13 protein-coding genes, 1 pseudogene and 1 riboswitch are annotated in these 19,225 nt (G+C 69.4%); of the genes and pseudogenes, 8 read left to right on the top strand and 6 right to left on the bottom strand.

Going from position 1 to position 19,225, the window contains the following annotated elements; genetic code table 11:
* Window positions 1-218: 218 nt before the first annotated feature.
* Window positions 219-860: a phosphatase PAP2 family protein gene (locus tag CEK68_RS18120; protein WP_226977946.1), complete on the top strand. Its 642-nt coding sequence runs from the start codon at window positions 219-221 to the stop codon at window positions 858-860.
* Window positions 861-984: 124 nt separating this feature from the next.
* A pseudogene (locus CEK68_RS21080) lies at window positions 985-1,500 on the top strand (DNA-binding protein); the annotation flags it as partial.
* A gap of 367 nt (window positions 1,501-1,867) precedes the next feature.
* Here CEK68_RS21080 and CEK68_RS18110 read toward each other — a convergent pair.
* The gene (locus tag CEK68_RS18110; RefSeq protein WP_017910143.1) at window positions 1,868-2,218 is read right to left on the bottom strand and encodes a nucleotide pyrophosphohydrolase; all 351 of its coding nucleotides are present in this window, start codon (window positions 2,216-2,218) and stop codon (window positions 1,868-1,870) included.
* Window positions 2,219-2,373: 155 nt separating this feature from the next.
* Here CEK68_RS18110 and CEK68_RS18105 point away from each other — a divergent pair, with 155 nt between their 5' ends.
* Window positions 2,374-3,537, top strand: a complete 1,164-nt coding sequence (locus CEK68_RS18105; RefSeq protein ID WP_017911294.1) for a zinc-dependent alcohol dehydrogenase — start codon at window positions 2,374-2,376, stop codon at window positions 3,535-3,537.
* A gap of 814 nt (window positions 3,538-4,351) precedes the next feature.
* Here CEK68_RS18105 and CEK68_RS18100 read toward each other — a convergent pair.
* Both CEK68_RS18100 and gcvP read right to left on the bottom strand, forming a co-directional pair.
* Window positions 4,352-6,466 (bottom strand): catalase, encoded by a 2,115-nt coding sequence (locus CEK68_RS18100; protein WP_152240204.1) that lies wholly within the window; start codon window positions 6,464-6,466, stop codon window positions 4,352-4,354.
* Between the two features lie 232 nt (window positions 6,467-6,698).
* Window positions 6,699-9,560: an aminomethyl-transferring glycine dehydrogenase gene (gene gcvP / locus CEK68_RS18095; RefSeq protein WP_152240203.1), complete on the bottom strand. Its 2,862-nt coding sequence runs from the start codon at window positions 9,558-9,560 to the stop codon at window positions 6,699-6,701.
* A gap of 102 nt (window positions 9,561-9,662) precedes the next feature.
* A riboswitch (glycine riboswitch) is annotated at window positions 9,663-9,767 on the bottom strand.
* Between the two features lie 288 nt (window positions 9,768-10,055).
* Between gcvP and CEK68_RS18090 the strand changes: the two genes are divergently transcribed.
* Genes CEK68_RS18090 through CEK68_RS18080 form a run of 3 tightly spaced genes read left to right on the top strand, consistent with a single transcriptional unit; the run spans window position 10,056 to window position 12,302 of the window.
* Window positions 10,056-11,306, top strand: a complete 1,251-nt coding sequence (locus CEK68_RS18090; protein WP_026143374.1) for a multidrug effflux MFS transporter — start codon at window positions 10,056-10,058, stop codon at window positions 11,304-11,306.
* A 50-nt stretch (window positions 11,307-11,356) separates the two neighbouring features.
* Window positions 11,357-11,767, top strand: coding sequence for a hypothetical protein (locus CEK68_RS18085; protein WP_017915120.1), 411 nt, complete (start codon window positions 11,357-11,359; stop codon window positions 11,765-11,767).
* A gap of 4 nt (window positions 11,768-11,771) precedes the next feature.
* The gene (locus CEK68_RS18080) at window positions 11,772-12,302 is read left to right on the top strand and encodes a GNAT family N-acetyltransferase (protein ID WP_017911298.1); all 531 of its coding nucleotides are present in this window, start codon (window positions 11,772-11,774) and stop codon (window positions 12,300-12,302) included.
* A 30-nt stretch (window positions 12,303-12,332) separates the two neighbouring features.
* On the opposite strand, the gene CEK68_RS18075 is transcribed toward CEK68_RS18080, so the two are convergent.
* The 3 genes from CEK68_RS18075 to CEK68_RS18065 all read right to left on the bottom strand — a co-directional run bounded on the left by CEK68_RS18075 (window position 12,333) and on the right by CEK68_RS18065 (window position 16,915).
* Window positions 12,333-14,351 (bottom strand): M2 family metallopeptidase, encoded by a 2,019-nt coding sequence (locus CEK68_RS18075; protein WP_017915119.1) that lies wholly within the window; start codon window positions 14,349-14,351, stop codon window positions 12,333-12,335.
* A gap of 126 nt (window positions 14,352-14,477) precedes the next feature.
* Entirely contained in the window at window positions 14,478-16,139 is a 1,662-nt protein-coding gene (locus tag CEK68_RS18070) for a phosphoethanolamine--lipid A transferase (RefSeq protein ID WP_017915118.1), read from the bottom strand.
* Window positions 16,136-16,915 carry a phosphatase PAP2 family protein gene (locus CEK68_RS18065; protein WP_152240202.1) on the bottom strand — a complete coding sequence of 260 codons (780 nt, stop codon included), beginning with the start codon at window positions 16,913-16,915 and terminating at the stop codon, window positions 16,136-16,138. Before CEK68_RS18065 ends, CEK68_RS18070 begins: the two co-directional genes overlap by 4 nt.
* A gap of 303 nt (window positions 16,916-17,218) precedes the next feature.
* Here CEK68_RS18065 and CEK68_RS18060 point away from each other — a divergent pair, with 303 nt between their 5' ends.
* Together CEK68_RS18060 and CEK68_RS18055 are read left to right on the top strand one after the other, a co-directional pair.
* Window positions 17,219-17,920, top strand: a complete 702-nt coding sequence (locus tag CEK68_RS18060) for a response regulator transcription factor (protein WP_010340248.1) — start codon at window positions 17,219-17,221, stop codon at window positions 17,918-17,920.
* On the top strand, window positions 17,910-19,223 hold the full coding sequence (locus tag CEK68_RS18055; protein ID WP_152240201.1) for a HAMP domain-containing sensor histidine kinase: 1,314 nt from the start codon (window positions 17,910-17,912) through the stop codon (window positions 19,221-19,223). Before CEK68_RS18060 ends, CEK68_RS18055 begins: the two co-directional genes overlap by 11 nt.
* Window positions 19,224-19,225: the final 2 nt, after the last annotated feature.

Below are 19,225 nucleotides of genomic sequence, written 5' to 3'. Positions count from 1 at the left end.
GATGCGCGAGTCCATCTGCGCAACCGACCTCGTTGCAGTCGGGACTGAAGTTCCTCCCACAAGCAGGGACTTGTGGTCAGCGCTGCCGTCGGCACTCGCGCAGAAGATCACGGTTGCGCCTCTCCGGGAGTCCGCTGTCATGCCATAGCGCTGGTCGGAGGAGGGGGCGCGGTCTGAGCGCGTGCCAGGTTCCTCCCGTTCGAGCGATCGCCCGTATCATGGCCGCCCCCGGCGCACGGCGTCGGTGGCTCCGAACGACGCGTACGCCGAAGGACGTTTTCCCCAGCATGTGGTCTGCCATCAGCAACTTCGGCGACGCGGCGATGACGCTGCCGCTCGCGCTCGTCTGCGCACTGTGGCTGGCGCTGGGTAGCGCGGGATGGCGTGCTGCGGCGACGTGGCTTGGCCTGCTGGCAAGCGCCGCCGCCCTGGTCGGGGCAACCAAGATTCTCTACGCCGGCTGTGGGGTGGAACTGCGCGCGCTGCAGTTCCGGGTGATCAGTGGACACACCATGCTCGCCGCCTGCGTATGGCCGATGGCCTGCATGCTGTGCCTGCGCGCCCGTCCGCGGCCGCGGCTGGCGATCGCCTGCGGTTTCGCCATCGCCAGCGTGATCGCCATTGCCCGCGTCTACGCGCGAGCGCACAGCCTGTCCGAGGTCGCTGCCGGTGTGGTGGTCGGGGCAGCGACGACGGCGTGCTATCTGCAGTGGCGCGGTGCGCCGCAGCTGCCCGCGCGGCTGCGCATGTACGCCCTCGTGTCGGTGGTCCTGGTCGGCGCGTTGATGTACGGACGCCACGCGCCGATCCAGCATGCCATCCAGACCTATTCGCCGGCGTTGTGCGGTCGCGACAGCTGATGGCGCCGTCTTCCGTGTGCAGGCATATGCACGTGCGCTTCGCCTGTCGTATGCCTGCTCTTGACCTGCGCGTTGCTACACCCGGAGCCGATGGCCGTCGTGGCCGCTTTCAGGAGATGTATCGATGCCGGAGCAATCCACCACCACCCGTGCGCGCCGCGCCAAGCGCGAAGGCAAGGCCGGCACGACCCAGGCCGGCGAGTTCGTGCGCGAGGAAATCGACCGCGTGCGCGAGGGCAAGACCCAGGTGAAATCGACCAAGCAGGCGATCGCCATCGGCCTGTCCAAGGCGCGCCGCGCCGGGGTCAAGACCGGCGCGTCGAAGACCGCGTCGAAAGTCACCAGGAAGAAGGTTGCCCAGGAAGAGGCCAAGGGCGGCAAGCAGGCCAAGCCGTCGCCAACGCGCTCGCGCGGCGCCAAGAAGGCGCTGAAGACCGCCAGCAAGGGCAAGAGCGCGACGCAGACCGTGGGCAGCCAGGCGCTGTCGACGCAGACCAAGCGCGCGGCGAAGAAGCGTAGCGCCAGCAGCCGCTCGGCCGCGGCGAAGAAGGCCGCACAGACCAAGGGCGCGACGGTGCGCAAGAGCGCGGCCAAGAAGGCCGCGAAGACCCGGGCCAAACAGGCCGGCACGCGGACGGCCGCCGCGAAGAAGATCTCGGCGAAGACCGCTTCGGCCAGGAAGGCGCCGGCCAAGAAGGCGGCGAGCAAGAAGGCGGCGAGCAAGACTTCTTCGGCAAAGAAGACTGCGACCAAGAAGACGGCCTCGAAGAAGACGGCATCCAGGAAGACAGCGTCGAAAAAGTCGACGGCGAAAACCGCGGTCGCCAGGAAGACACCAGCGAAGAAGAGCGCATCCAGCAAACGCACGACCAGCAAGCGCGCAGGCAAGACGTCGTCCTTGCGCACACGCGGTTCGCGCTCGAGCGGCTAGTCGCTCCATGGCGCGCGGCGGCGGATGCCACCGCCGCGCGTCGACGCATCCGCGATCGGCGCGACTCGCCGGGGTCTTACAGTTCGGTGTACTTGGTGATGCGGCCCTTGGCGCGCTCCACCGGATACTTGGCGGCGTTGGCCAGCATCTTGCGTTGCGCGGCGTCGATCGGATCGATCTCCAGCTTGTCGCACAACTGGACCAGATACAGCAGCACGTCGGCGATCTCGCTGCCGACCTGCTGCTTTTTTTCTGCAGACAGTTGCCGGCTCTGCGCATCGTCCAGCCACTGGAAGTGCTCCAGCAATTCCGCCGCTTCCACCGACAGCGCCGCGGCGAGATTGCGCGGACTGTGGAACTGACCCCAGTCGCGGGCGTCGGCGAAGGCGCGCTGGGCGGCCTGCAGGTCGTGGAGGCTGTCGGGCATGGCATCGGCTCGCAGTGGGGACGGCGCATGGTAAAGCAGCAATCACGCGCGCAGGCACTGCGGTCGCGACATCGGACTCACGGCGTGGTCACCGACGATGCACGGCATCGGCGGCGACACTGCGGGCACGTGTTCGCAGACGAAAGGACCTACCCATGCAAGCTCTGACCTATCACGGCACCCGGGACGTGCGCGTGGAAACCGTTCCCGACCCGGTGCTGGTCGAGACCGACGACATCATCCTGCGCGTCACCGCCACCGCGATCTGCGGCTCGGACCTGCATCTGTACCGCGGCAAGATCCCCGATCTGCACACCGGCGACGTGCTCGGGCACGAGTTCATGGGCGTGGTGGAAGACGTCGGCCCGGACGTGCAGCGGGTGAAGAAGGGCGACCGCGTGGTGATCCCGTTCGTGATCGCCTGCGGCGAGTGCTTCCATTGCCGCCTGACCGAATACGCCGCCTGCGAGACCACCAACACCGGCAAGGGCGCGGCGCTGAACCAGAAGGGCATCCGCCCGCCGGCGGCGCTGTTCGGCTACAGCCATCTGTACGGCGGCGTGGCCGGTGGCCAGGCGGAGTACGTGCGCGTGCCCAAGGCCAATGTCGGCCCGTTGGTGGTGCCGGACGTGTTGCATGACGAGCAGGTGCTGTTCCTGTCCGACATCCTGCCTACCGGCTACCAGGCGGCGGTCAACGCGGGCGTGCGTCAGGGCAGTACCGTGGCGATCTTCGGCGCCGGCCCGGTCGGGCTGATGACCGCGGCCTGCTGCCGCATGCTCGGCGCCGAGCGGATCTTCATGGTCGATCGCTATCCGTACCGGCTCGACTTCGCCCAGCGCACCTACGGGGTGATTCCGCTGAACTTCGAGGAGATCGACGATCCGGCCGACATCATCGTCGGCCAGACCGACGGGCGTGGCGTGGACGCCAGCATCGACGCGGTAGGCTTCGAGGCCAAGGGCAGCACGGTGGAGACGGTGATGGCCACGCTGAAGCTGGAAGGCAGCAGCGGCACGGCGCTGCGCCAGTGCATCGCCGCCACCCGCCGCGGTGGCACGGTCAGCGTGCCGGGCGTGTATGCCGGCTTCATCCACGGCTTCCTGTTCGGCGATGCCTTCGACAAGGGGCTGAGCTTCAAGATGGGCCAGACCCATGTGCAGCGTTTCATGCCCGAACTGCTGGAGCACATCGGCGAGGGCCGGCTGCGGCCCAACGAGATCATCACCCACCGCCTGAGCCTGGCCGAGGCGGCGCAGGGGTATTCGATCTTCGACAAGAAGGAGCAGGACTGCCGCAAGGTGATCCTGACGCCGTGACCGTGGTGTGGCCGGGTGCCCCATGGCGGGTCACCCGGCCCGCGCCTGAAGGTGTCGGAACGGGTGTAAAGCATGGTGCGTTGCACCACCTGCGAGGCGGTCCTGCGCCCCTGGGCATGGGCGTTCGGCCTGCCTGGCGCGAGTGGGGGACATAGCGCCAGCCGTCCGTCGCGAGCAGGTGAAGATTTCACACCCCCTTCACCTTGCTCCGATGTAGACGCGCCGCCCCGAGGCTCGGGATAAGTTTTTCCCGCCGTCGCCGTCAGGCGCCCACGCGGGAGTGGCCCGCCCGCTTCTTGTCAAGTGCGTGACAAGCTTTTTGACCACGAATCAATCACTTGGATGTTCCGGTGCGGTGAGGGTGGCATCGGTGGCTTGTCCACAGGGGGTGTGGATGACTTCTGCATAAGGTTGTGGATAAGGCCGATGCCGGCCCGTGACACAACAGTGTCAAGAGGGGTGGCGAAAAATTGACCAGGCGATTTTGCGGCCGCCAGTGGGCCGCACCTTGGGGCCTGTGCCGTGACCTCGCAGGGGGCATATCCGGGGCGCGGTCGGGGCGGTGGCGACGGGCGCCGATCGCCTCGCGGTCGTGTCGGTGCCTGTGCGGCACGGCAGTCCTGAGAACGCGCGGGCGCGACCATCAGGCGAGGGTGTGGCTGCCCCGGGGCAATGGCATCGCCAGCGTGTCGAAGATCCTGGATCGCGACCAGCGTGTGGCCCCGGGTTCCGCGTGAAGCCGGCGCCCTGTCAGCTTTCCCGGCATCGCCATGGCGCCAGCCGTGCGGCGCCATGGCGGGAACCGCTGCCCTGCTCAGGCCAGCAGGCGCAGCTTCGGCTCGCGGCTCCACTGCCGGGTCTTGGCCGCGGTCACGAAGCCCTTGCTGTCGCTGGCTTCGACCACCCCGGCATCCTTTTGCACATTGCCGGCCTTCAGCAGCGGCTGCGCGCCGGCGTCGGCGGCGATCGCCTTGAGGTGGGCGAAGGCATTGCTGACGAAGTCGATGGCCGCCGACTCCTTGCTCAGCCGCTTGCCGGCCTCGGTCGACAGCACCACCGCCACCGCGTCGAACACGAACGACGGCGTGCCGGCCAGCTGGCCGTCGGCGGTTAGGCGTTTGCCGTCGCTGAGGACGGCGCCGCCGAGCTTGGGCGCGACGATCTTGACCGCCGCGCCGGCGTCGGTGGCGGCCTTGCGCAGGTCGCGCACCAGTTTCGCGTCAGAGCCCTCGTCGATCAGGATGCCGATCGCGCGGCCCTGCAGGGTCGGCTTCATGCGGCCGATGAGCTGCAGCGCTGGCGACAGCGGCAGGTCCTGCGGCGCGACCGCGGCCGGCGGCGCCGGCGGCAGCGCGTCCAGGCCGAGGCCGTCGGCGACGCGCTGCGCCAGCTTGGGATCGACGTGGCGCAGGTGTCCGACCACCGCCTCGCGCACGTGCGCGGTGTCGACCTTGGACAGCTCGAACACCAGCGCCGAGGCCACGTGCGCCTGCTCCGGCTGCGTCTGGCTGCGGTAGAACATCCGTGCCTGGCTGTAGTGGTCGGCGAAGCTCTCGGCACGCACACGGCCCTTGGCGCCGTCGTCGGGCTGGGTGCGGTGGCTGACGAAGCCGCGCGCGGTCTCGCGCGGGCTGTCGGCCTGCAGCGAGCTGGGTTCGTAGGCGACGCGGCCCTTGGGCACGCCCATCTGCATGTGGCCGTCGCGCTGCATGTTGGCGAACGGGCACTTCGGCGCGTTGATCGGCAACTGGTGGAAGTTGGGCCCGCCCAGGCGGCTGAGCTGGGTGTCCAGGTACGAGAACAGGCGGCCCTGCAGCAGCGGGTCGTTGGAGAAATCGATGCCGGGCACGATGTTGGCCGGGCAGTACGCCACCTGCTCGGTTTCGGCGAAGAAGTTGTCCGGCCAGCGGTCCAGCACCATGCGCCCGACGATCTGCAGCGGCACCAGTTCCTCCGGGATCAGCTTGGTGGCGTCCAGATGGTCGAACGGGAAGGCGTCGGCCTGTTCCTGGGTGAACAACTGCACGCCCAGTTCCCATTCCGGGAAGTCGCCGCGCTCGATCGCCTCGAACAGGTCGCGGCGGTGGAAGTCCGGGTCGGCGCCGGCCAGCTTCACCGCCTCGTCCCAGATCGTGGACTGCAGGCCGAGCTTCGGCCGCCAGTGGAACTTGACGAAGGTGCTGCGGCCCTCGGCGTCGAGCAGGCGGAAGCTGTGGATGCCGAAGCCTTCCATCATGCGCAGCGAGCGCGGGATGGTGCGGTCGCTCATCGCCCACATGATCATGTGCAGCGATTCGGGCATCAGCGAGACGAAGTCCCAGAATGTGTCGTGCGCGCTGGCCGCCTGCGGAAAGCCGCGGTCCGGCTCCATCTTCACCGCGTGGATCAGGTCGGGGAACTTCAGCGCGTCCTGGATGAAGAACACCGGGATGTTGTTGCCCACCAGGTCCCAGTTGCCTTCCTTGGTGTAGAACTTGACCGCGAAGCCGCGCACGTCGCGCGGCGTGTCTACCGAGCCGGCGCCGCCGGCGACGGTGGAGAAGCGGGTGAACACCGGGGTCTTCACTCCGACCTCGGTGAGCAGCGAGGCGGTGGTGTACTTGGCCAGCGACTTGGTCAGTTCGAAGTAGCCGTGTGCGGCGCTGCCGCGTGCGTGCACGATGCGTTCGGGGATGCGCTCGTGGTCGAAGTGGGTGATCTTCTCGCGCAGGATGAAGTCTTCCAGCAACGTCGGCCCGCGCGGCGTGGCACGCAGCGAGTTCTGGTTGTCGGCGACCGGAATGCCCTGGTTGGTGGTCAGCGGCGGATGCGTGCCGCCGGCCTGCTGGTGCAGTTCGTCGCCATGGCCGCACTGGTCGGCGGGCGCGGCGGTGGAGGCGAGGGCGGTGGACGATGCGGAATCGCTGGGCGTGCGCTTGCGGCTGGCCATGGGAGATCGCTCCGGTGCGTGGCGGAAGAAGGCGTCGCGGTGGGGTGCCCGGTGCGTGAGGATGCGGGCGCGGCGGAAGTCCCGATCCTGGGCGGCGCGGCGTGAACGAGCCGTGCAACGCGCCGCATCGCGCGCACTTGTCTACCTCGGTACGCGCATTGCGCACGCATAAAAAAACCCAGCCTCGCGCACGAGGCTGGGTCTCGGGTGCAGCGTCGAACGAGAACGCGGCTCAGACCACCGCGTCTTCCTTGTACGCATCCACCGGGATGCACGCGCACATCACGTTCTTGTCGCCGTACACGTTGTCCACGCGCGCCACCGGCGGCCAGTACTTCTGCTGTTTCAGCGTCGGCAGCGGGAACGCGGCCAGCTCGCGCGGGTAGGCGTGGGTCCACTCGCTGGCGGTGACCTGCGCGGCGGTGTGCGGCGCGTGCTTGAGCGGATTGTCCTCGCGGTCCAGGCGGCCGTCCTCGATCGCGGCGATCTCCTCGCGGATCTGGATCATCGCGTCGATGAAACGGTCCAGCTCGTGCTGCGATTCGCTCTCGGTCGGCTCCACCATCAGCGTGCCGGCGACCGGGAAGCTCAGCGTCGGCGCGTGGAAGCCGAAGTCGATCAGGCGCTTGGCGATGTCCTCGGCGCCGATGCCGCTGGTCTTCTCCAGCGGGCGCACGTCGAGGATGCACTCGTGCGCGACCAGGCCGTTGCGGCCGGTGTACAGCGTCTTGTAGTACGGCGCCAGGCGCTTGGCGATGTAGTTGGCGTTGAGCAGCGCCACCTGGGTGGCCTTGCGCAGCCCGCTGTTGCCCATCATGGTGATGTACATCCAGCTGATCGGCAGGATCGAGGCCGAGCCGAAGCTGGCGGCCGAGACCATGCCGACGTCGCCGTCGCCTCCGAGCGTGCGCGGCAGGTACGGCGCCAGATGTGCCTTCACCGCGCACGGGCCGACGCCGGGGCCGCCACCGCCGTGCGGGATGCAGAAGGTCTTGTGCAGGTTCAGGTGCGACACGTCCGAGCCCCACTTGCCGGGCTTGGCCAGGCCGACCAGCGCGTTCATGTTGGCACCGTCGGTGTAGACCTGGCCGCCGTGCGCGTGCACCGCTTCGCAGATCGCCACCACGTCTTCCTCGAACACGCCGTGGGTGGACGGGTAGGTGATCATCAGCGCGGCCAGGCGGTCCGAGTACTTCTCGGCCTTGGCGCGGATGTCGGCGACGTCGACGTTGCCGTTGCCGTCGCACTTGGTCACCACCACGGTCATGCCGCACATCTGCGCCGAGGCCGGGTTGGTGCCGTGCGCCGATTCGGGGATCAGGCAGATGTCGCGATGGCCTTCGCCGCGCGCGCGGTGGTAGGCGCGGATCGCCAGCAGGCCGGCGTACTCGCCCTGCGCGCCCGAGTTGGGCTGCAGGCTGACCGCGTCGTAGCCGGTGCACTCGACCAGCATCGCTTCCAGTTCGTCGATCAGCTGCTTGTAGCCGACGCTCTGCTCGGCCGGGGCCAGCGGATGGATCGCGCCGAACTGCGGCCAGGTCACCGGGATCATCTCGGCGGTGGCGTTGAGCTTCATGGTGCAGCTGCCCAGCGGGATCATGGTGCGATCCATCGCCAGGTCCTTGTCGGCCAGCGCGCGCATGTAGCGCAGTAGTTCGTGCTCGCTGTGGTGGGTGTTGAACACCGGGTGCTGCAGGAACGCGCTGTGCCGCAGCAGCTGCGGCGGCAGCGCATCGGCGGTGGCGGCATCGAGCGCGTCCACGTCGGCCTGCGCGCCGAACAGCTGCGCCAGTGCGACCACGTCGGCGCGGGTGGCGGTCTCGTCCAGGCTGATGCCCAGCGACGCGCTGTCGATCGCGCGCAGGTTGATGCCGGCCGCACGCGCCTTGGCGTGGATGGCCTCGGCATCGACGCCGGTGACGTGCAGGGTGTCGAAGAAGCGCTCGCCGACAGCGACGCCGGCGCCGCGCAGCGCTGCGGCGAGGATCGCGGCCAGGCGGTGGGTGCGGCGGGCGATGCGCACCAGGCCCTCGGGGCCGTGGTACACCGCGTACATCGAGGCCATCACCGCCAGCAGCACCTGCGCGGTGCAGATGTTGGAGGTGGCCTTCTCGCGGCGGATGTGCTGCTCGCGGGTCTGCAGGGTGAGGCGATAGGCGGCGTTGCCGGCGGCGTCGATCGACACGCCGATCAGGCGGCCCGGCATCGAACGCTTGTAGGCGTCGCGGCAGGCCATGAACGCGGCATGCGGGCCGCCGAAGCCGAACGGCACGCCGAAGCGCTGCGAGTTGCCGACCACGATGTCCGCGCCCCATTCGCCGGGTGCGGCGATCAGGGTCAGCGCGAGCAGGTCGGTGGCGACGGCGACCAGGCCGCCTTGCGCGTGCACCGCGTCGGCCAGCGCCTTGTGGTCGCCGATGTGGCCGAAGCTGTCCGGATACTGCAGCAGCACGCCGAAGCATTCGGCCTGCAGGGCTTCCTCCGGCGTGCCCACGCGCAGCACGATGCCCAGCGGCTCGGCGCGGGTGCGCAGCAGTTCCAGGGTCTGCGGGTGCACCGCGTCGTGCACGAAGAAGGTGTCGGACCTGGACTTGGCCGAGCGCTTGGCCAGGGTCATCGCCTCGGCCGCGGCGGTGGCTTCGTCCAGCAGCGAGGCGTTGGCGATTTCCATGCCGGTGAGGTCGGCGCACATGGTCTGGAAGTTGATCAGCGCTTCCATGCGGCCCTGCGAGATCTCCGCCTGGTACGGGGTGTAGGCGGTGTACCAAGCCGGGTTCTCGAGGATGTTGCGCAGGATCACCTTCGGCGTGTGGGTGCCGTAGTAGCCCTGGCCGATGAAGCTGCGGAACACGGTGTTCTTGTCGGCGATGGCGCGGATCTTGGCCAGCGCCTCCTCCTCGGTGATGGCGTCGGGCAACGCCAGCGCGGCGGGCGACTTGATGTTGCCAGGCACGATGGCGTCGGTCATCGCCTCCAGCGAGTCGTGGCCGACGGTGCGCAGCATGTGCGCGATCTCGGCGTCGTTCGGGCCGATGTGGCGCTCGATGAAGGCGCAGTGGTGTTCGAGGTCGCGCAGCGAAGAGGTGTGAGACATGGCAGTCGTCCGGCTGAGGAAGGCACGAGGAGGCGGGGACGCGCGCAAGGCCGTCGTCGGGCCGCAGCGGCGGGCACGATCGACGGGAAGCACGCGTCTTCCCAATGCCCCTCTGTCCTTTTGCCTGAGAGTTTGGAAGCGGCGGCTGGCGCTGCGCTTCGTGCCCCTTCGGCGCCGGGTTTGACCGGTCTCTCCAGAGTCTTGGTGCGGGTGGTATCGGGCCTGAGCGATTACGGGCGTTTGCGCCTTCGGCAGCGGGTCGCCCCGCTTCTCCCACCTTGCTGCGCCGCGATTATAACGTGGCCGGCGGCGCCCACGGCGGGCCGCACGCACCCACGCCAGCCTGAATGGGCGAGCCGCGGCGGATGCGCGCCTGCGGCCGCAGCGCGTATCATGGCCGCACTCCCTTTTCTCGCGCCCGTCCATGCCGGACGGCGTCGCCGCGCGTGCGTCCGTCCTGCGGCCGCCGCGGCCGGCTTTCAGGATGATGTCCCCATGACGCTCCCGTCCGTGTCCACACGCCGCATGGCCCTGTTGCTGGCCGGGCTGGCGATGTTCGGTCCGTTCTCCATCGACACGATCTTCCCGGCGTTCCCGCAGCTGGCGCAGCGCCTGCATGCCGATCCGGTGGCGATCCAGCAGACGGTGAGCGTGTACCTGCTGGCCTACGCGCTGATGGGCCTGGCCCACGGGCCGCTGTCCGACGCCTTGGGACGGCGCAGGGTGATCGTGGCCGGGCTGGTCGTGTTCATCCTGGCCTCGGCCGGCTGTGCGCTGTCGCGCGACCTGCCGACCCTGCTGGTGTTCCGCGCGCTGCAGGGTGTGTCGGCCGGGGTCGGCATGATCGTCGGGCGGGCGGTGATCCGCGACCTGTTTCACGGCGACGATGCGCAGCGGTTGATGAGCCAGGTGTCGATGCTGTTCGGCATCGCCCCGGCGATCGCGCCGATCATCGGCGGCTGGATCCTGGGCAGCGGCCGCGGCTGGCCGACGATCTTCTGGTTCCTGGTCGGCTTCTCCTCGTTGCTGCTGGTCGCTACCCTGCGCTGGATGCCGGAGACCCATCCGCCGCAGGCGCGCACGCCGCTGGCGCCGCGCACGCTGCTGCGCGACTACATCGGCATCGCGCTCAATCCGCGCTTCCAGCGCCTGGCCGCGGCCGGCGCGTTCAATTTCGGCGGGGTGTTCCTGTACATCGCCTCGGCGCCGGTGTTCATGATCGACCTGCTGGGCAAGACCGAGCGCGACTTCGCCTGGCTGTTCCTGCCCACCATCGGCGGCATGACCCTGGGCGCGTTCCTGTCCGGGCGCATGGCAGGGCGGCTCGGGCCGATGCGCCAGGTGCGCTTCGGCTTTGTCTGCTGCGGCCTGTCGATGGCCGGCAACGTCGCCTACACCGCGCTGGCGCCGGCCATCGCGCTCCCGTGGGCGGTGCTGCCGATCTTCTTCGCCGGGCTGGGCACCGCGCTGATCTTCCCGATCCTGGCGCTGGCGGTGCTGGACATGTATCCGCGCCAGCGCGGGCTGGCCTCGTCGCTGCAGGCCTTCACCCAGTTGATGGTCACCGTGCTGGTAGCCGGGGTGCTGTCGCCGCTGCTCAGCGGCCATGCGCTGCACCTGGCGCTGGGCTCGGGCGCGTTCTTCCTGCTCGGCTGGGGTTTCTGGCGCTGGGAGCGGCGCAGCGGCAAGCGCCTGCCGCGGCCGGACGCGCAGGTGCCGCGGCTGGAACCGGCCGACCCGCTGTGAGCATCGCCGCGGTTGGGCTATCGTCGTCGGGTCATCGTTGAGGAAACCGCATGTCCATCCAGTCCAAGCAGCGCCGCGACCTGCGCAAGAAGCTGGCAGAGCGCCTGCGCCACCGCGCCGAGGGCGCCGTACCGGCCACGCACATCGAACCGCATGCGGAACTGCGCGACCAGCAGCGCACCTTGCTGGCCGGCATCGTGCGCCGCGACGGCGAGTGGGTGCTGGGCATGGACGGGCGCATCGCCGGGCAGAGCGAGAGCGCCGCGCAGGTGCTGTCGCTGATCATGCAGGCGGCGGAGCTGCACGAGCGCGCCGGCACGCCGGTGCGGCTGATGTACTCGGACGCGCTGAAGGACGCGGCGCAGGCCGATGCGCAGGCGCAGGGCCTGAGCTTCGAGGAGTTCAAGACGCGCCACGCCCAGGTCATGCGTCGCGACGACGGCGCGGCGGCTCCGGCTTGAGGTCATGGGCCAGAGCGCCGGCCAGGCTGCGCAGGAGGCCGTGTCGCTGGCGCGGGTGCGGCGCCGCGACGGCATCGCGCTGATCCAGGCGCACCGCGCCAGCGTCGCCCTGCATCACCCGTGGACCTACCCGTTCACCGATGTGCCCGGCTTCGAGGCCTGGTACGCGCAGACTCTGGACGGCAGCAACATCGCGTTACTGGCGCGCGAACGCAGCAGCGGCGCGCTCGCCGGCCTGTTCACCTTCAGCCAGGTGGTCGGCGGCTGTTTCCAGAGCGCCTACCTCGGCTACCACGCTATGGCCGGCTGCGAAGGTCGCGGACTGATGACGCATGCGCTGCGCCTGTGCGTGGCTTACGCGTTCGCCGAACTGGGCCTGCACCGGGTGGAAGCCAACATCCAGCCGGACAACACCCGCTCGCTGGCGCTGGCGCAGCGCGCCGGCTTCCGCCGCGAAGGCTATTCGCCACGCTACCTGCGCATCGGCGGGGTGTGGCGCGACCACGAGCGCTGGGCGCGGCTGGCGGACGACTGAGCTGGCGGTGGCCCATGCGGCTGGCAGCGCTCAATGCCGAGACGGTGGCGTGGTCGGGGCCGGCGTAGGGGATGCGGGCGAGGTGGTTTGCGCCGAGACAGGCGCCGACGCCTCCCACCCGCACATCCGCCCCTGGTTCTGTTGCTTGAGCCATTCCTGCATCGGCGCGAAGTATTCCAGCAGCGGGCCGGCGTCGATGCGCTCGCTGCCGGTCAGTTCCTTGAGCGTGGCCTGCCACGGCTGGCTGGCGCCACGTTGCAGCATCGACCAGAACTTCTGCCCGGCTTCCTTGTTGCCGTAGAAGGTGCACTCGTACAGCGGGCCCTTGTAGCCGGCGGCGTCGCACAGGCTCTTGTAGAACTGGAACTGCAGGATGTGCGAGAGGAAGTAGCGGGTGTAGGGGGTGTTGGCCGGCACGTGGTACTTGGCGCCGGGGTCGAAGAAGTCCTCGCCGCGCGGTGTCGCCGGTGCCACGCCCTGGTACTTGGCCTTCAGCTCCCACCAGGCCTGGTTGTAGCGGTCCGGGGCGATCGAGCCGTCGAACACGCCCCAGCGCCAGCGGTCGATCATCAGCCCGAACGGCAGGAACGCGACCTTGCTCAACGCCATGCGCATCTGCGCGTTGATCAGCGCCTCGCGGCCCACCTGGGGCGCGTCGACCAGGCCGATCGAATGCAGGTACTGCGGGGTCATCGCCAGCACCACGGTGTCGCCGATGGCTTCGTGGAAGCCGTCGTTGGCTCCCGCCTGGAACAGCGGCGGCAGCGGGTTGTAGGCCAGGTCGTAATAGACGTGGCCGAGTTCGTGGTAGATGGTGGTGAAGTCCTCTTCGTTCGGCTTGACGCACATCTTGGTGCGCACGTCGCCGGCCATGTCCATGTCCCAGGCGCTGGCGTGGCAGACCACGTCGCGGTCCAGCGGCTTGATGAACTGGCTGCGCGTCCAGTAGCTGTCGGGCAGCTTGGGCATCGCCAGCGAGGTGTAGAAGTCCTGCGCGCGCTCGGTCATCTGCCGTGCGCTGAGCAACTGCGCCTCGCGCTGGGCCATGAACCGCGCGTCCACCGAGATGTCGCCGTTGCGCCGCGCCAGCGCCGCGCTCAGGTTGCCCTGGTACTGCCGCTCCAGTGCGTCGGTGATGTCCAGGCTGCCGGCGCCGGGGTAGGGCTGCAGCAGGTCCCACAGGTTGCTCCAGTCCTGCTGCCACATGTTGCCGAGCAGGTGCGCCGGCAGCAGGCCGCCGGCCAGTTCGCCCTTGTCCTTGCCGTATTCGGCGTCGAGCTTGCCGCGCGCGTAGCAGTGCAGTTGTTCGTACAGCGGCTTGACCTGGGTCCACAGCCGGTCGGTCTCGGCGGCGAGCTGTGCCGGTGGCATGTCGTAGCCGCTGCGCCACAGTGCGCCGGTGTCGGCGTAGCCCATGTCGCGCGCGCCTTCGTTGACCAGTTCGACGAAGCGCTGGTAGTCCTTGCGCATCGGTTGCACGGCGGCGTGCCAGCCCTGCCAGGCGTCCAGTTGCTGGTCGTAGTCGCGACTGCGGCGCAGCACGTCCTCCAGTTCGCCCAACTGCCGGCAGCGGCGCGCGTCGCCCTCGCCGGTGCAGTAGGACGCGGCACCGTACGCGCCTTCCATCTTCGTCGCCAGCGCGGCCAGTTCGCCCAGCCGTGCCGGATCGCGTGGCGCCGGCATCGCGGTCATCTGCTGCAGCAGGCGCAGTGCGCGTGCGCTGTCGGCCGACATCGGCTTGCCGTCGTAGCGCCGGGCCTGCGCGATCCAGCCGTTGAGCGTGGTCAGCCAGCGCGCGTTGGCCCTGGCCGCCAGTCGCTCGCTGTCGCCGTTGATGTAGGTCGCCGACAGCCACTGCGCCGCGGTCAGTTCCGGCAGCAGCGCGCGGTACTCCTCGTTGATACGGGCGACGAACTGGTCGGCGCTCTCGCCCTGGGGCTGGGCCGCGGCGGGGGCGGCGGTCTCGGCCGCGGGTTCCTTGCGGCAGGCGGACAGCGTCAGCAGGCTCGCGCCGAGGCACAGCGCGAGCAGCGGAGAGCGATGGGTCACGGCGAATCCTTGCAGGGCGATTGCCCGGAAGGCTAGTGGCCCGCCCGCACCGCCGCAAGTTCGGGCGGCGCGCTCTGGGTCGCGCCGCCGCGTCCGCTTACGCCACGCCCGCGCGTGGGCCGGCGGTCATTGCGGTTTGGCGCACTGCGCGAATAGGTCGCGCGCATGGTCGTAGACGCCGGTCCTGACCTGCATCAGGCCCAGCACCGACGGGAACAGGTTGTCCTGGTCGGCGTAGCGACGCGACCGCGCCTGCAGGCAGGCCAGGTCCAGGCCGCGCGCGCTGGCGAAGCCGGGCGAGAACCACATCACCATCGGCACGTGGGTCTGCTCCTGCGGCGCGATCGCGTAGGGCACGCCATGCAGGTACAGGCCCTTCTCGCCCAGCGACTCGCCGTGGTCGGAGAGGTAGATCATCGCCGTGTCGTAGTCGGGCATTGCCTGCAGCGCGTCGATGGTGCGCGCCAGCAGGTGGTCGGTGTACAGCAGCGAATTGTCGTAGGCGTTGGTGATCAGTTCGCGGCTGCAGTTGCCCAGGTCGGCGGTGTCGCAGGTCGGGGTGAAGCGGCGGAACGCGGCCGGGTAGCGCTCGAAGTAGCTGGGGCCGTGGCTGCCGAGCTGGTGCAGCACCACCACGCGGTCGCCGGGCTTGGCGCGCACCTGCGCGGCCAGGTCCTGCAGCAGGATCTCGTCCATGCAGCGTCCGTCCTTGCACAGCTGCGGATCCTTGGCGTCGTCCAGGTGCTGGATCTGCAGGCCGTCGCACACGCCCTTGCAGCCGGACTGGTTGTCGCGCCACAGCGTGCTGATGCCGGCGTGCTCGAGCACGTGCAGCAGCGACTGGTGCTTGCGGATGTTGCTCTCGTTGTAGTCGTGGCGGCCGAACGGCGAGAACATGCACGGCACCGACACCTCGGTGCTGGTGCCGCAGGAGTGCATGTCGGGGAAATTGATCACGTCGCGCTTGGCCAGCTCCGGCGTGGTCTGCCGCGCATAGCCGTTGAGGCCCCAGTTCTGCGCGCGGGCGGTTTCGCCCAGCACCACCACCAGCAGCCGCGGCTTGCTGCCCGGCGCACGGGCGGTGGCCTTGGCGTCGTGTTCCAGCGGCAGCTTCGGCGCCTTGCGCGTGGGGCTGTCGGACTTGAAGTTCTGCCGCAGCGCGACCAGGTAATTGATCGGCGTGGCCAGGTAGCGGATCTCGCGATGGTTGCGCATCATCGCCGACAGGTCCTGGAACGACAGCATCGCAGCGACGCCGCCCAGCGCCAGCATGCCGATCAGGAAGCCGGCGCGGATCGCCAGCGCCTTCAGCGGCGAACGCCGGATCAGCCGCACCCGCCACAGCACCAGGATTGGCAGCGCCGCGTAGAACAGCAGCGGCGCGATCAGCGCCGGGGTCATCAGCTCGCGCGATTCCTTGTGGTCGGTGGCCAGCACGTTGCGCAGCATGTCCGCGTCCAGGTAGACGCTGTAGCTGTTCATGTAGTGCGCGGCGAACGCGGTGGTGATCAGCAGCACCGTCAGCACCGGCTTGGCGATGCCGCGCCACAGCAGCAGGCCCAGCAGCAGGCCGTGCACCGCCAGCAGCAGCAGGAACAGCGACAGCGCCAGCTTCACGTCGCCGCCATGGCCGCTCATCGCGCTGCGCCAGAACATGCCGTTGCAGGCCAGGGCGAAGAACGCGCTGGCCGCCAGCGCCAGCATCTCGTTGCTCAACTGCGGACGCCAGGCCCACCAGCGGGCGCGGGAGGCGGTGGACGGCGAGGGCGGGGCGACGGAATGGCTCATACGGCTGAATCGTTGGTAGTGGAAGGGCGTCGATCGGCCTGCGACAGGGTCGCGCGCGGCCACAGCATCGCCCGGTACAGGCCCAGTGCCACGCCCCAGCACAGGGCCAGCGTCCACAGGTCGTGCGACATGAAATGCGCGCCGCGCAGCTGTTGGCCGAGACCGAACAGCAGGCCTCCCCCGAGGCCGATCGCCAGCGCTGGCCAACGCCAGGCCGGCTTGAGCGCCAGCGCGACGAAGTACAGCCCCACCCAGGCATAGCCGGCACTGGAATGACCGGCGGGGAAGCATACCCCGCGCGGCATGCCCGCCGGGCGGGTCTCGAACAGGCCCACGAAGATCCGCTCGCCTCCGTAGCGGGTCAGGTCCCAGGGGCAGTCCATGTGGGTCACCGACTTCAGCAGCGACACCACGCCGGTGCTCAGCGCCACCGCCAGCAGCAGGTACAGCAGCGGCAGCCGGTAGCGGCGGGCATCCGGACGGCGCCAGGCCCACACCGCCAGCGCGGCGGTCACCGCCCATGCCGCCGCGCTCAGCATCTTGCCGTCGTGGTGGATCAGGCTACGGGTCAGCGCCGCATCCTTCAGCGCCCACTGCCCGCCTTCCCAGCGATACAGCAGGTCGGCGATCCAGAAATCCCCGCCCAGGCCCATCAGCACGCCACTGGCCAGCAGCACCAGCGCCAGCGGCATCCAGAGGTGGAACAAATAGAAATGCCGGCGTGCGCCGAGGTGGGGCGCCGCCGCAGCGGACAATCGCAGGGGCGTACTGATCATGGTCGACGAAAGCGGCCAGGGACGGCGGGAAAGTGGGGGCATGGTCGGGTTGCCGGTGTCGGATAGCTGTCGGAACTGTCGGTGAGAGGGCCAGGGCTTCAGCGAAGGTTGCGCACCGCCGCACTGATGCAAGCGCCGGGCCACGCGTACCGGCGGCCGGCGCGGAAGGCAGCCTGACGTCGCCGTGTTGGGATCCTTTCCAGGTTTTATTGAGATTCGATCAAGGCGCGCGGCCGTTCTGACGGCGTTCCGACACGCTTCCGCTAGCATGGGCAGGTCCGTCCCCCGAATTCGAGCGCGCCCATGCGGCTGCTGGTCATAGAAGACAACCGGAACCTGGTCGCCAACCTGTTCGACTACTTCGAGGTGCGCGGCCACACCCTGGACGCGGCGCCCGATGGCGTGACCGGCCTGCACCTGGCCACCACCCAGCGCTACGACGCGCTGATCCTGGACTGGATGCTGCCGCGCCTGGACGGGCAGCAGGTGCTGCGTGCGCTGCGCGAGGAACACCATGCCGACGTGCCGGTGATCATGCTGACCGCGCGCGACGAGCTGCCGGACAAGATCGCCGGCTTCCGTGCCGGTGCCGACGACTACCTGACCAAGCCGTTCGCGCTGCCGGAACTGGAAGTGCGGCTGGAAGCGCTGCTGGTGCGCGCCAGCGGCCGCGGCCGCAGCAAGCTGCTGCGCGTGGGCGACCTGCAGCTGGACCTGTCCACGCTGGAAGTGACCCGCGGCGGGCGCACCCTGCACCTGTACCCGGCCTGCCGCAAGCTGCTGGAGGTGCTGATGCAGGCCAGCCCGGCCGCGGTCACCCGCGATCGCCTGGAGCAGGCGCTGTGGGGCGACGAGCCGCCGGACGGGGACATGCTGCGCTCGCACATCTACGACCTGCGCCGCAGCGTCGACGGCCCGTTCGCGGCCAAGCTGATCCACACCCTACCGCGTATCGGCTACCGCCTGGCGGTGGTCGGCCCCCACGAGGGCGAGCATGCCGACTAGGGCCGGGCTGCGGCAGCGGCTGACCCTGTGGCTGGTGGGCTACGCGGCGCTGCTGTCGCTGGCGGTGTTCGTGCATGGCTACATCGTCAACGACCAGGCCGAGCAGCTCACCTGGCGCTCGTTGCTGACTTCCGAACTGGACCACTTCCTGGCGCGCAGCGCGGCCGACCCGGACTATCGCTGGATCGACACCCGCACCGTGAGCCTGTACGGCGACGAGGGTGGCGCACCGCTGCCGCCGGCAGTGACGGCGCTGGGTCCGGGCCTGCACGACGAAGTGCAACTGGAAGGCAGCGAGAAGGTGGTGCTGGTGCAGGACGTGCGCGGCCGCCGCCTGGCGCTGGCGCTGGACATCACCGAACTGCACGACCATGAGGACAACCTGGCGCTGTGGATGCTGGTGTCCAACGCGGTGGCGGTGCTGCTGCTCGGCGCGCTGGTGGCCTGGGGCATGGGCCGGGTGGTGCAGCCGCTGATCGACATGGCCCAGCGCATCGGCAGCCTGCGCCCGGACCGGCCCGGGCAGCGCATCGAGGTGCATCCGCGCGCCAGCGCCGAGCAGGTGGTGATCGCCGAAGCGCTGAACGACTACCTGGCGCGCAACGACCTGTTCGTGGAGCGCGAGCGCGCCTTCATCGACAGCACCAGCCACGAACTGCGCACGCCGGTGGCGGTGATCGGCGGCGCCGCCGAGCTGGCGCTGGAGCAGCACGACGTACCGCCCAGCGTGCGCAACCAGTTGCTGCGCATCCGCCGCACCGCCAACGGTGTCGGCCAGTTGATCTCGCTGCTGCTGGTGCTGGCCAAGGATCCGGCGCGGATGGCGCGTGGCAGCGACCTGGTGCGGCTGGACCAGTTGCTGCCGGAGATCGTCGAAGACCACCGCCACCTGTGCGCGGATAAGCGCCTGGAGCTGGCCCTGGCGCCGATGCCGCCGTGCGAGGTGGAGACGCCGCTGGCGATCCTGCAGGTCGCCATCGGTAACCTGCTGCGCAACGCCATCGAGAACAGCGACAAGGGGCAGATCCAGATCACGATGTTGGCGCCGGGCGTGGTCTGCATCGACGATCCCGGCCACGGCATGAGCCCGGAAGAGATCAGCGCGATCTACATGCGCATGGCGCGCGGCGGCGGCAGCCGCGAGGGCAGCGGTATCGGCCTTGACCTGATCGCGCGGCTGTGCGAGCACCTGGGCTGGGCGCTGCACCTGGATTCGCTGGCCGGCAGCGGCACCCGCGCGACGCTGGACCTGAGCAGCGCGCTGAAGCGCCCCGGCGCGTCGCCGCCGTCGCCCGCGTCGTAAGG

The sequence above is a fragment of the Xanthomonas sp. LMG 12461 genome, assembly GCF_009192935.1.
GTDB classification, from domain to species: Bacteria; Pseudomonadota; Gammaproteobacteria; order Xanthomonadales; family Xanthomonadaceae; genus Xanthomonas_A; species Xanthomonas_A sontii.
This window is presented reverse-complemented; position numbering and strand designations above follow the sequence as displayed.